Here is a 12,418-nt window from a genome sequence, read left to right as displayed (position 1 = left end):
TTTACTGATATTAAGTAAAGGTTACAATTAAAGCATTCCGTTACATTGATGTAATATATACAAATATTGGAACGTTTCCTTTATATTAACCTAAATAGTTTATTTGCATTTTTCATCGTAACTTTAGCTACTTCTTCAACTGTCATTCCCCTTAACCGCGCAATTTCTTCTGCAACAAGTTTGACATAAGCTGGTTCGTTGCGCTTACCGCGATTAGGATGTGGTGCCAGGTAAGGGCTATCCGTTTCAATTAGCATTTTATCTAAAGGAACAACTTTCGCGCTTTCTTTCACATCAATCGCATTTTTGAATGTGAGTACACCACTAAAGGAAATATGCATCCCTAAATCTAAAAAGCGCTCTTGCCAATCTGGTGAAAGATTAAAGCTATGCATAATCCCACCTATATCCTCTACATGTTCTTCTTTTAATACTTGATATACATCTTCAGTACTGTCACGGTTGTGAATCACGATTGGAATATCTAATTGCTTGGCCACTCGAATTTGTCTTCTAAACACATCGATTTGAACTTCTTTAGGATCTTCCATCCAGTGATAGTCTAAACCCATTTCTCCCATTGCAACAATATGCTTTGATTGAATCAGTTGGATTAATTTTTCTTCTACTTGATCTGAATAACGACCCGCTTCGGTTGGATGCCAACCAATAATCGGATAAATACACGAATACTTTTCAGCTAACGCAAGCGCCTTTTCAATTGTTTCATGATCAAAGCCAACGACAGCAATCTTTGAAATACCTTGCTCGTTTGCTCGCTTGATAACTTCAGCTCCGTCCTCAGCAAATTGGTTAACATTTAAATGTGCATGCGTGTCAAATAACATGTTGACTGCCTCCTAAAATTAATCGAGATGACTTTTTCAATTATACTAGCACCGATTTTTCAAAAAAGAAACTCCTACACCTTTGTAACCGTGTAGGAGCAAAATTTAATGGTTCAATGTCAAATAATGTTGGTAGGTTTTATCATTAGCCGAGAATAAATGTATATTAATTTTAATTAAGTTTCAACTTGTTCACAGGGGGTGAAACACACTCGCTTTTCGCAGGCACGGCTTTTAGCTAACTAAGGTAAGCAAAGAGCGCTTGCCTGAGTGGATCTTCAGCTCGTACTGGGACTGCGATTACTCGTCACAGCGAAAAGATTTATTCCCACAGGAGTCTCGTGTATTTCACCTGCTGTTTTTCACTTCTTAATTAAATGGCTGCTATTTTAACTAAGCAGTTTCCTCTTGCTTTCGTTCCTCTATAAATGTAAGTGATCTAACCCTTCGTCTTTAATATTAAATGTTTTTCGTATACAATGAGCGTAGGCCATGTAGATTCTCCTTTAAATTGGTTTTCGTCGACTTAATGATAAAGGAATCTACTGGCCTTTTTCTATGAAAATACAAAAAAAGGTGTCAGCGAATTCGAAAAAAAGAACTCACCAACACCAAAAATTATAGAACCCTTGAAAGTTTATTCACGTTCACTAAAAAACGATTGTATCTATCTCTCTGATAGTCACAACCGTTTTTTATTTATAGTAATTAGTTTTTCCCAACCTCACCTATATAGTATAAATTAACCTACAATTGAGCCATTTGGCATATTTTGAGGTGCGTCTATTAGCTCTAACTTCCCTGATTCATCTTCAGCCGATAAAATCATTCCTTGACTGATTTCACCGCGCATTTTTCTTGGTTTTAAGTTCGCAACGATAATGACTTTTTTACCAATCAATTGTTCAGGTTCTGGGTAGTATTCTGCAACTCCAGACAGAATTTGGCGATGACCACCTTTATCACCAGCATCTAGACGGAACTTTAATAGTTTATCAGCGTTCTCAACTCGAGTACAATCGATTACTTCTGCGACTTTTAATTCGACTTGATCAAACTGCTCAAATGATATTTCAGCTTCTTTTACAGTGGTTAATTCTGTTGTTTCAGGATCCCACTCTACATCTTCTTCATCCTCATTTGGTATTGTCATCGATTGTTGAATAATCGCTGTTTCTTCTTTAACATCTAATCGAGGGAAGATTGGCTCTCCTTTTTCAACGACTTTTGTACCTTTTGGAAGCTTACCAAACGTTAGCTGATCCCAAGCCATATCTGTTTCTAGATCAAATCCTAATTGTGTCGCAATCTTACCTGGCGTTGCTACAAAGAATGGTCGTAGTAATAAGCCAATGATGCGTAAGCTCTCTGCTAAATGTGCAAGAACATTTGATAATTCAGCTTGTTTCTGTTCGCGCGCTAATACCCATGGCGTTGTTTCATCAATATACTTATTTGTCCGTGAAATAAGTGTCCAAATATTTTGTAGCGTCACATTAAACTGAAGATTATCTAATGATGACCTGTACTCAGCAATTACATTCTCAGCAGTTTCTCTTAACTCTGCATCAAATGGCGTTTGTCCTGCTGTTAAAGCTGGAATATGACCATCTAAATATTGATTAATCATCGCAACTGTTCGATTTAACAGGTTACCTAGGTCGTTTGATAAATCTGAATTTGCCCTTGTCACATAATCTTCTGGTGTAAAGATACCATCTGAACCAAACGGAATTTCTCGCATTAAGTAATATCTTAAACTATCTAGTCCATAACGATCGACTAGAAAATCAGGATAAATCACATTACCTTTTGATTTCGACATTTTTCCGTCCTTCATCAATAACCAGCCATGACCGAAGATTTGCTTTGGTAGTGGCAAATCTAATGCCATTAATAGAATTGGCCAATAAATCGTATGGAAGCGGACAATTTCCTTTCCAACCATATGAACATTCGCTGGCCAAAACTTACGGAATAATTCTGGTTGATTTTCATACCCACCTAAATCAGGATCATAGCCTAAAGCAGTAATATAGTTTGTTAGCGCATCGATCCATACATAGACAACGTGTTTTGGATCAGACGGGACTTTAACGCCCCAGTCAAATGTTGTACGTGATACTGCCAAATCCTCCAACCCTGGCTTGATGAAATTATTAATCATTTCATTCTTACGTGACTGTGGTTGGATAAAATCAGGATTTTCTTCATAATGTGCCAGTAGTCGATCTGCATACTTACTCATGCGGAAGAAATATGATTCCTCACTTACCCACTCAACTTCATGACCACTAGGTGCTTTTCCACCAATGACTTTTCCATTATCATCACGATAGACCTCAGCTAATTGTGACTCTGTGAAAAACTCTTCATCTGATACCGAATACCAGCCTGCATATTCATCAAGGTAAATATCGCCTTGCTTGAGTAACTTTTCAAAAATTTTCGCAACAACTTCCTTATGCTCCTGATCTGTTGTGCGAATAAACTTATCATTTGTAATCTCTAATTTAGACCACAGTTCTTTAATATCCTTTGCCTGTTGGTCGACAAATTCTTGTGGCGTTTTCCCTTCACTTTCTGCTTTTTCTTGAATTTTTAAACCATGTTCATCCGTTCCTGTTAAATAAAAAACATCCTTGCCTTGAAGACGATTATATCGCGCAAGAATATCACAGGCAATTGTTGTATACGCACTACCAATGTGAAGTTTCCCACTTGGGTAGTAAATTGGTGTCGTAATGTAAAATGTTTGTTTGTCTGACATTGTTAGTCCTCCTTAACATTCTGTTTCAATGTCCATCTATATCAGTTCAGCTAGACAATCTTTTAAGTCTTTATATATTGTAACGGTTTTTAATTCCCTTTTCCATCTATAGTGGAATATTTCAACGTTATTTCAATCAGCTTTTCCCAATACCCTTCTAACTGCTTTTCCAAATTTAGAATGATATACACAATTAGTAGTTGTTTACTATTAAATTTCCTTAATTATAATAAAAATGGATTTTTATTGTTGACACTTATTGAAATTACTGGTATATTCATTATAGGTGTTGTCGAAATATGCCGAATATAAATTAAAGGGGAGTTTTTAATGAAATCTACAGGTATTGTAAGAAAGGTTGATGAGTTAGGACGTGTTGTAATTCCTATCGAATTACGCCGTACTTTAGGCATTGCAGAAAAGGATGCTTTAGAGATCTATGTTGATGATGAGCGTATCATCTTACAAAAGTATAAGCCAAACATGACTTGCCAAATTACTGGTGATATCTCTGATGACAACCTTTCACTTGCAAACGGTAAGTTAATTTTAAGCCCTGAAGGCGCAAAACAACTAATCGAAGAAATCAACAAAACATTAAACAAATAATGTTTAAAAAAGCAGAGTCTTTCGTATTTGAATTATTGATAGGTTAATTCAATCGAAAGACTCTCTTTTTATTTGTCAATCTTATGATATATTTGATAAATATCTCTTTTCTGCAAGCCTCGATCCTTTGCAACCTTTTTAATTGCTTCTTTACTCATTAACTGTTCTGATTCAATATAATGATCAACATGTTCATTGATCGTCAACTCTTTCCACCATTCCGTATCATTAAGAACTATACCATCTGATCCTTCAACTACAAGACAAAATTCACCTTTAATGATACCCGTTTTTGCCCATTCTAATACTTCATCAACTGAACCCCTAATATATTCTTCAAATTTCTTTGTTAGTTCACGTGCTACTGCCATTCTTCTGTTACCTAAATGTTCTTTAAGCTCTTTTAATGTATCAACTAATCGGTACGGTGATTCATATAAAATAATGGTGCTTTTTTGCATTAATAATTCGTCCCAGGCTTGTTTTCGTTCTTTATTCTTACGTGGTAAAAAACCATAAAAGTAAAATTGATCTGTAGGTAGACCTGAACCAACAAGTGCACAAAGAGCAGCATTTGCTCCTGGTAAAACGACGACATTTATATCTTCTTCTATGGCTCTTTGAATTAGCACAGTACCTGGATCTGAAATACCAGGCATCCCTGCATCACTCACTATGGCAACTTGTTTTCCATTTTTCAATTCACTTACTAAATAGTCTAGCTTTGATTGTTCACTATGCTCATGATAGCTTGTAAGTGGGCAGTGAATCTCATAATGTGATAGTAATTTCCTCGTGTTACGTGTATCTTCAGCTCCAATTAAGTCGACTGTTTTTAATATATTTAGCGACCTAATAGTTAGATCCTCTAAATTACCAATTGGTGTTGGCACAACATATAAAGTTCCTGATTGATTGTGATCCTGACTACTATTCTCTAATGTCAATGACGTCACCTACCCTTTGCTTGGCTATAATTTGTTGTTTCTGAAATCTTGTTAGTTTTTTTATTCTGTATTCGATTTGCATCGCTTCTTGCTTTGTACTAAATACTTGATGAAAACGGAGCTTAAGAGGTCCTCTACCACGTGTGTATTTAGCCCCTTTACCTTGCTCATGCATTTTAAGTCGTTTAGCTAAATCATTGGTATAACCAGTATATAGCGAACCATCACTACATTCTATAATATAAACACAATGCTCAATAGACAAGTTCTTGCATCCCCTTTGTATAATTACCTTCTTCATCATATACATAAAGCGGTGGTAATAGCTTTAAATCTGGTTTCCCATCTCGAATTCCCTCAACAAGTAAAATATTCGCTTCCTTCCCGGATTTCGGATAAACAAATTGGATTCGCTTTGGTTCAAGCTTATATTGTCTCATTAAGTTAACAATATCAACTAAACGACCAGGGCGATGAACCATCGCAAATTTACCACCCGGCTTAACTAATTGACTAGATACATCAATGACCTGCTCTAAACTCACATATACCTCATGTCTAGCTATCGTTAAATGATCATTTTTGTTTAATTGCTTTTCACTTGTCGTCTTAAAATACGGCGGATTGACTGTTACAAGATCAAATTTATTATTACCAAAATAGGCTGGCATATCTTTAATATCACCGTGGATCATATTGATCTGATCTTGCTTTTTGTTATGCAAAATACTTCTACATGCCATATCATATAAGCGTTTTTGAATCTCAATACCTGTGATAGGAACTTCCGTAAACTTACTCATTAATAGCGGAATGACTCCATTACCTGTGCACAAATCAATGATTTTACCTCTTCTTAACGGCATCGATGCGAATCGCGCCAACAAAACAGCATCAATTGAATAAGAGAATACTGTTGGACTTTGAATAATTTGAATTGATTGATCAGTAAAGAGATGATCTAAACGCTCATCCCCAATTAAATCGACCATAACTAACCTCCACGACAATTTAATTACAAATACTAAAAAAGACTAGTTCCTGTGTTTAAAACGGATGCCCATCTCGTACGCATTTTTTCCTCGTATTAAATGAGCCGTCGTTTTAAACCCATAAGCTAGTCTTTCTCACTTATCAATACTATTTTTTATTTAAAAATTGCAAACAAAATAGGCAGTCTTCGTCCTGTCTAGGACTTCCAAAATGAACATTACAAATATGAAAACCTTCATCGTAGAGTCTCGCTAAATTATCATAGCCTTCACCAATTAAGCTTGATTGACCACTCTTATCACGATTCACCTGTTCAGTTGTTTTAACTTCTTGATCTAAACGCTGACGAAGATGATGATTTTCAATTGTGATTCGATGATTTTCTTTTAAAAGTTCCTTTATATGAACTTTTAAATCACCAAGCTGTTGGTAAAGTTGACCGATTTGTTCTTCCATATTTGATACTTGATCAAACATTTCTTTTTTGTTCATGGCACTTACCACCTCATTATTCCATGGTCATTATATCAACTACACCTTGTTCGATTAGTTCATCTAACGTGTATTCAACAACACGTTCCTTACCAATTATTTCTATTTGGATGACATGTTCGAGTATATTTAAGCCAACAACTTTACCTTTACCAATTGGCGTTTCAATAATCTCACCAAGATCAGGTAATTGTTTCTTAGCTTGCTCATAATCATCATTTTCATATTTTAAGCAACACATGAGACGTCCACAAAGTCCTGAAATTTTAGTAGGATTTAGGGATAAGTTTTGATCCTTTGCCATTTTGATTGATACTGGCTCAAAATCCCCCAAGAAGGTTGAACAACAAAGCATTCGGCCGCATGGCCCAATCCCACCTAATAACTTAGCTTCATCTCGAACACCTATTTGTCTTAATTCAATTCTCGTCTTAAAAATAGCAGCTAAATCTTTAACTAGCTCTCTAAAATCAATTCTACCATCAGCAGTAAAATAGAAAATGACTTTATTTCGATCAAATGTATATTCAACATCTACTAAGTTCATATCTAGATTATGTTCTTTGATCTTTTCATAACACGTACGATATGCTTCTTCAGCACTTTCTTTATTTTCTAAAACTGTTACTTTGTCCTTCTTTGTAGCAACTCTAATTACCTTTTTAAGTGGTAAAACAACATCTTCTTCATCAACTGATTTATTTGCGATGACCACTTTACCAAACTCAATGCCCCGAGACGTCTCAACTATAACATATTCATCTTTAGATATATCTAGTTGGTCTGGGTCAAAATAATATATTTTACCCGTTTTTTTAAAACGGACACCTATAACTTCTACCACCTATTATCACCTCTGCATTTGCAGTACTAATTTCTCCATCACTAAAGTCGGATGACCATTTTGCATTAGTTGTTTTTTAGCTTCTAAGATTAAAGCTAGAGTCTCCACAATATCAGCTTGTGACCAATGCCAACGGGCTTGCTCTAACTCTTTTAAATAACTTTGAAATACTACCTGGTCATCTTGGTCAAGGTTTAAATAAACAAGATCCTTAAACCAATATATTAATAGATCTAAACTAAAATTAAGCTTGTCACGATCTGAAAAATGATCGATCCATTGTTTCTGGATAAAAAGTAATGTTTCATCCGGATTGGATTGGAGTGTACCTATCAATTGTACCACTAAGCTTCGCGCCTGCGCAAACCACTCATCTTGATCCAATTCCCTTGCCTGTTGGAGATTAGGCATTATTACCGAAAATAAACGAGCGTTTTCCGGAGAGATACCCTCTTCTTCTAAGATTGACTGAACGTATGTCGGCGAAAGTGGCTTTAACATAATAGTTTGGCATCTAGACTTAATTGTATCCAAAATAGCTTGACTGTTTTCTGTCATTAATATTGCAGTCGTTTTTTGACTTGGTTCTTCTAAAAATTTTAGTAATCGATTGGCAGCATTTGCGGTCATTAAATCAGCATGATAGATAAGATAGACCTTTTGATTAGACTCCATACCCTTATAGGTAAATTCCTTTTGTAGCTGGGCTATTTGATCTATCTTAATTGAAGCGCCATCCGGCTGGATCCAATGGACATCTGGGTGATTACCTGATTCAATTCGATTACACTCTATACATTGATCACACGGCTCACCATCTCTTACTTGTTGACAAAATAAGCTTTTAGCGATAAGGTAACCAATCTCCTTCTTACCCGTTCCCTCATCACCTTGAATTAAGTAAGCATGAGCCACACGATTTCGAAGCAACATTTGCTTTAACATCTTAGTTGCAATGGGTTGTCGCTCGGTTAAATTTGACCATTTTGCCATGCCTGCACCACCATATTTTTTATCTAGTACGTAACAAATCAAAAGTAATTTATTAAAAAAGAATGAAATCATATAATTGATTTCATCCTTTTATTCCTACTATTATTTTATCATAGATCATTGGAATGTCACTGGTTCACGAATATAAATTAACTAACATTCCTTTAATTTCACCAATCATATCTAAAAGATCAATTGATCGACGTTCTTGTTCTACAATTGCATCTGTTAATTCGATTAATTTCTCATCAATTTGTTTAACTAAAGATAACCGACGACTATTATGGTTCATCTGAAATGTATGTGAGTGAGTAATATCAAGTCCATATTGGACTGCTTCTCTTAGAAACTCTTTTACATAGCGTTTAAACTTTGCTAACTCTCTAATTGTCCGATAGCGTGCAAGTCGTTCTCCTTGATCTGCTATCTCCTCAATTAATTGTTCAAGCTGTTCAACTTGTAGTTTTTCGCTTTGAGACATGACCATTGCATCAAATGATAGACCACTTTTCTTAGTTGTGGTTTTTTTCAGTTTTCTCGCATCGAGTTGCGAACGTATGTCTTTATTTATTTTCACAGCAATATTCACCTACTACTTGCTTAAAATTGATGAAACTGATCTACTGGTAATACAAATACTGTTGCTCCACCAACTTCTATATTAATAGGTTGAGGAATATATGAGTCTGTATTGCCTCCCATAGGAGAGATCGGTGCAACCATTTGTTCACGTTGGCTTGATTTTCTCTTTATTATTGCTAAAGCATCATCAACATATTCATCATCACAGCCAATAATTAATGTTGTATTACCCTCTTTTAAAAACCCGCCCGTTGATGATAATTTTGTTGTTTTAAAGTCCTTTTTATTTAGTGCATCAATCAAACGATTACTATCCTTATCTTGAATAACCGCTAATATTAATTTCATTTAATATCGCCTCCTAAATTGTTATTAGGTATTAATATGAGAAATAATTCTCTCATAAGAATCTTGAATCACAAGATCAAGTGATCGGCTTGCATCAATTGATTGTATCCTTAAAGGAAAGCGGTCTTTCAACAAATGATAACCTTGATATACCTTTTGGTGAAACGATACATGCTCAACATCTAATCGGTTTTTTTCACGATGTTGATTTGCTTGAATCCTAGCTAACCCTTCTTCCGGCTTTATATCAAAAAATAGCGTTAAGTCTGGCATAAAATGATCAATCGCAAACTGATTGATTTGAAAAATATGATCAATTCCTAAACCTCTAGCATAACCTTGATAAGCTAGACTACTATCAATAAAACGATCGCATAAGACTATTTTTCCTTCACTTAATGCTGGTTTGACCTTTTCTACAAGATGTTGACGTCGAGCAGCTGCATAAAGTAGCGCTTCTGTCCTTGCATCCATTTCGGTATTATTTTTATCTAATAAAATATTGCGAATTTGCTCGGAAATATTAATGCCTCCTGGTTCCCGCGTCATCAAAACTGAATATCCTTCCTCTTCCAGTTTTTCTGCAACACCGGATAAAGCTGATGATTTCCCCGCCCCTTCGCCTCCTTCAAATGTAACAAAATATCCACTCAATTTTCTATTCCCCTTTTGTTTCTGAAGCGAACCTATACAATAAGCATTTAGGCGATTCATCGTTATTAATCAAATTGCCTTCTGTTAATTCTTACTATTATTGTATCACGTTTATTCTAAAAGATTAAATTATCTTTAATTTAATTTGTCAGGTGATTTTTACTATTTAAAAAGAAGTCTTATACTCTTATTACTATAAGAATATAAGACTTTTAATATTAGCTTTTAAGTGCTAACTCTCGCATTTTCCTCATCTTATGAACAAAAACTCGGTAATCAGGGTCTTCTGGATCTGTTGCAACTATTTTCTCCTGACACGACTCACAAACATATAAGTAATAAATAAACATACCATCTGATTGATTCGACTCACAAATATGACAATAATGCATCATCTCCACCTCCGATTACTAGTTTTACCGATTTATAAAATACTTATACACTATATTTATAGATTTTAAGCATTTTTCACAAAAAAAATCCACCCTACTAGGATAATCTAATAGGGTAGATTAGTTTACTTATTATTCTGCATCTTCTGCTTCTTCTTCTACTGGAGTAATTTTATCTGCTTGAATTGGTTCGTCTTGTGTTACACCAATTTGATAGCGATACACACCAGTACCTGCACCAATTGCGTAGTTAACTACACGTTTGTTAACTGGTACGATTAATGAACGGTAAACTGTTGGGAATACTGGGATTTCCTCAACCATTAATTCTTGCCACTCACTATATACTGATTTACGGTAATCTGTATCAAATGCTTCTTCAGATAAACCTAATTCTAATAGACGGTCATTCTCTTCGCTAGCATAACGTGGATAGTTAAATGCTGCTGTACGACCATATAGACCTGAAGGGTCAACGTCAGAACCTACGCCCCATGCACCTTGGTATACGTCGATTTCTGGGTCGTCAGCTTCTACACGGTCATAGAATGTATTAAATTCTTGTAAACGACCATCTAGTAATTGAACTTTTAGGCCAACTGCTTCCCATGCTTGCATGTAGTATTGAGCAATTGGTTCAGCTGTATCTCCACCTGACATTGATGCAAAGTTAATTACTAACTCATTTCCATCACGATCTTCACGGAATCCATCTTCATCAACGTCGATATAACCAGCTTCATCTAAGATCTCATTTGCTTTATCTGGATCATATGTTGGTGCTTCAATTGAATCATCGTGATAATCTGGGTGTGAAGGTGGAATTAATGTTGTCGCATTCCAACGTAAACCATCATAGAATTGATTTCCGATTGTATCGTTGTCTACTGCATACCACATTGCACGACGTAGATTTACGTCAGACATCTTCATATCTGGGTCCATAACAACTTCGCCATCTTCCCAACGACCTAACTTAAATCCGATATACGTATAAGCATTATCAACCATACCTAAGAATTCTACGTTTGACATCTTGTGATTATCTTTATACTGATCAGCTGGGAATGAACTTACAACGTCCACACGACCAGTTTCTAGTGATTGAACAACAACGTTAGGGTTAATAACTTGAACAGTTACACCATCAAGTTGTGGTTCACCTCTCCAATAATCTTCGTTTTTAACCATTGTTACAGACTCACCTGGAACAATTGATTCAACTTTATAAGGACCATAACCAATTGGGTTACGACGAACTGCATCTGATGATGCCATGTCTGCAATTGGAATATCCTCAAAAATGTGTTTAGCTAAAGGATAAGCCCAAATACCACTTGATAATAGTGATGGTGTAAATTGGTGATAAGTAATCTTAAGTGTCTTCTCATCAATAATTTCAAGACCTGAAATTGTATCTGCTTCGCCTGCATGGTATTCTGGCATACCTTCAACACTACTCAACGCTTGTGTATAACGTACACCTTCATACTCTGGGTGTCCTACAACCTCATAGGCAAATGCCCAGTCTTCAGCTGTTACCGGCTCACCATCATGCCAGTTTAAGTTCTCATTAATCTTAAATGTGATAGAGTTTGTATCTCTGTCTACTTCAAAAGTAGCAGCTCCATCTTGTGTATAGTTATAGTTCTCATCAATTGCTAATAATGATTCATTAAACCAGTCAATAATCTGAACATCAGGGTTTCCTGAGTAGAAGTTATAGTTTAATGTTCCTTCAAATGGTGTATCCGATACAAGACCGAAAATTAATGTTCCGCCACCTGTTGGCTCCCCATCATTTGATGATACTTTTGAAAAATCATCGATTGAGAACATTTGATCAGATGACTTTTCACTACATGCTCCTAATACTAACAATGACAATAAGATAAGTGCAAATAAGCCTTTTCTTAAACTAAATTTTGTCATGTAATAACCTCCCT

The 12,418-nt window shown here is 35.6% G+C and carries 14 protein-coding genes; 1 reads left to right on the top strand and 13 read right to left on the bottom strand.

What is annotated here, in order from left to right:
- Nucleotides 1–80: 80 nt before the first annotated feature.
- Together AXY_RS00210 and metG are read right to left on the bottom strand one after the other, a co-directional pair.
- Entirely contained in the window at nucleotides 81–848 is a 768-nt protein-coding gene (locus AXY_RS00210) for a TatD family hydrolase (RefSeq protein ID WP_015008780.1), read from the bottom strand.
- Between the two features lie 742 nt (nucleotides 849–1,590).
- Nucleotides 1,591–3,618, bottom strand: coding sequence for a methionine--tRNA ligase (gene metG / locus AXY_RS00205; RefSeq protein ID WP_015008779.1), 2,028 nt, complete (start codon nucleotides 3,616–3,618; stop codon nucleotides 1,591–1,593).
- A 330-nt stretch (nucleotides 3,619–3,948) separates the two neighbouring features.
- Here metG and AXY_RS00200 point away from each other — a divergent pair, with 330 nt between their 5' ends.
- Complete coding sequence (locus tag AXY_RS00200; RefSeq protein WP_015008778.1) at nucleotides 3,949–4,227, top strand: AbrB/MazE/SpoVT family DNA-binding domain-containing protein; 279 nt, start codon at nucleotides 3,949–3,951, stop codon at nucleotides 4,225–4,227.
- A 68-nt stretch (nucleotides 4,228–4,295) separates the two neighbouring features.
- Here the strand turns inward: AXY_RS00200 and rsmI are convergent, their stop codons facing one another.
- The 11 genes from rsmI to opp4A form a co-directional block, all read right to left on the bottom strand.
- On the bottom strand, nucleotides 4,296–5,174 hold the full coding sequence (rsmI, locus tag AXY_RS00195) for a 16S rRNA (cytidine(1402)-2'-O)-methyltransferase (protein WP_015008777.1): 879 nt from the start codon (nucleotides 5,172–5,174) through the stop codon (nucleotides 4,296–4,298).
- Nucleotides 5,158–5,439: a GIY-YIG nuclease family protein gene (locus tag AXY_RS00190; protein WP_015008776.1), complete on the bottom strand. Its 282-nt coding sequence runs from the start codon at nucleotides 5,437–5,439 to the stop codon at nucleotides 5,158–5,160. The genes rsmI and AXY_RS00190 overlap by 17 nt, the downstream gene beginning before the upstream one ends.
- Nucleotides 5,429–6,166, bottom strand: coding sequence for a tRNA1(Val) (adenine(37)-N6)-methyltransferase (locus AXY_RS00185; RefSeq protein ID WP_015008775.1), 738 nt, complete (start codon nucleotides 6,164–6,166; stop codon nucleotides 5,429–5,431). Before AXY_RS00185 ends, AXY_RS00190 begins: the two co-directional genes overlap by 11 nt.
- Before the next feature lie 148 nt (nucleotides 6,167–6,314).
- On the bottom strand, nucleotides 6,315–6,659 hold the full coding sequence (gene yabA / locus AXY_RS00180) for a DNA replication initiation control protein YabA (RefSeq protein WP_015008774.1): 345 nt from the start codon (nucleotides 6,657–6,659) through the stop codon (nucleotides 6,315–6,317).
- 16 nt (nucleotides 6,660–6,675) lie between these two features.
- Nucleotides 6,676–7,503, bottom strand: a complete 828-nt coding sequence (locus AXY_RS00175; RefSeq protein WP_015008773.1) for a PSP1 domain-containing protein — start codon at nucleotides 7,501–7,503, stop codon at nucleotides 6,676–6,678.
- A gap of 6 nt (nucleotides 7,504–7,509) precedes the next feature.
- On the bottom strand, nucleotides 7,510–8,496 hold the full coding sequence (gene holB, locus AXY_RS00170) for a DNA polymerase III subunit delta' (RefSeq protein WP_015008772.1): 987 nt from the start codon (nucleotides 8,494–8,496) through the stop codon (nucleotides 7,510–7,512).
- 136 nt (nucleotides 8,497–8,632) lie between these two features.
- Nucleotides 8,633–9,073 carry a YaaR family protein gene (locus AXY_RS00165; RefSeq protein WP_015008771.1) on the bottom strand — a complete coding sequence of 147 codons (441 nt, stop codon included), beginning with the start codon at nucleotides 9,071–9,073 and terminating at the stop codon, nucleotides 8,633–8,635.
- Nucleotides 9,074–9,096: 23 nt separating this feature from the next.
- The gene (locus tag AXY_RS00160; protein ID WP_015008770.1) at nucleotides 9,097–9,426 is read right to left on the bottom strand and encodes a cyclic-di-AMP receptor; all 330 of its coding nucleotides are present in this window, start codon (nucleotides 9,424–9,426) and stop codon (nucleotides 9,097–9,099) included.
- Between the two features lie 24 nt (nucleotides 9,427–9,450).
- Nucleotides 9,451–10,080 (bottom strand): dTMP kinase, encoded by a 630-nt coding sequence (tmk, locus tag AXY_RS00155; protein WP_015008769.1) that lies wholly within the window; start codon nucleotides 10,078–10,080, stop codon nucleotides 9,451–9,453.
- Between the two features lie 218 nt (nucleotides 10,081–10,298).
- Nucleotides 10,299–10,472: a sigma factor G inhibitor Gin gene (locus AXY_RS00150; protein WP_015008768.1), complete on the bottom strand. Its 174-nt coding sequence runs from the start codon at nucleotides 10,470–10,472 to the stop codon at nucleotides 10,299–10,301.
- 132 nt (nucleotides 10,473–10,604) lie between these two features.
- Entirely contained in the window at nucleotides 10,605–12,404 is a 1,800-nt protein-coding gene (gene opp4A / locus AXY_RS00145; RefSeq protein ID WP_015008767.1) for an oligopeptide ABC transporter substrate-binding protein, read from the bottom strand.
- Nucleotides 12,405–12,418: the final 14 nt, after the last annotated feature.

The sequence above is a fragment of the Amphibacillus xylanus NBRC 15112 genome, from assembly GCF_000307165.1.
GTDB lineage: Bacteria > Bacillota > Bacilli > Bacillales > Amphibacillaceae > Amphibacillus > Amphibacillus xylanus.
This window is presented reverse-complemented; position numbering and strand designations above follow the sequence as displayed.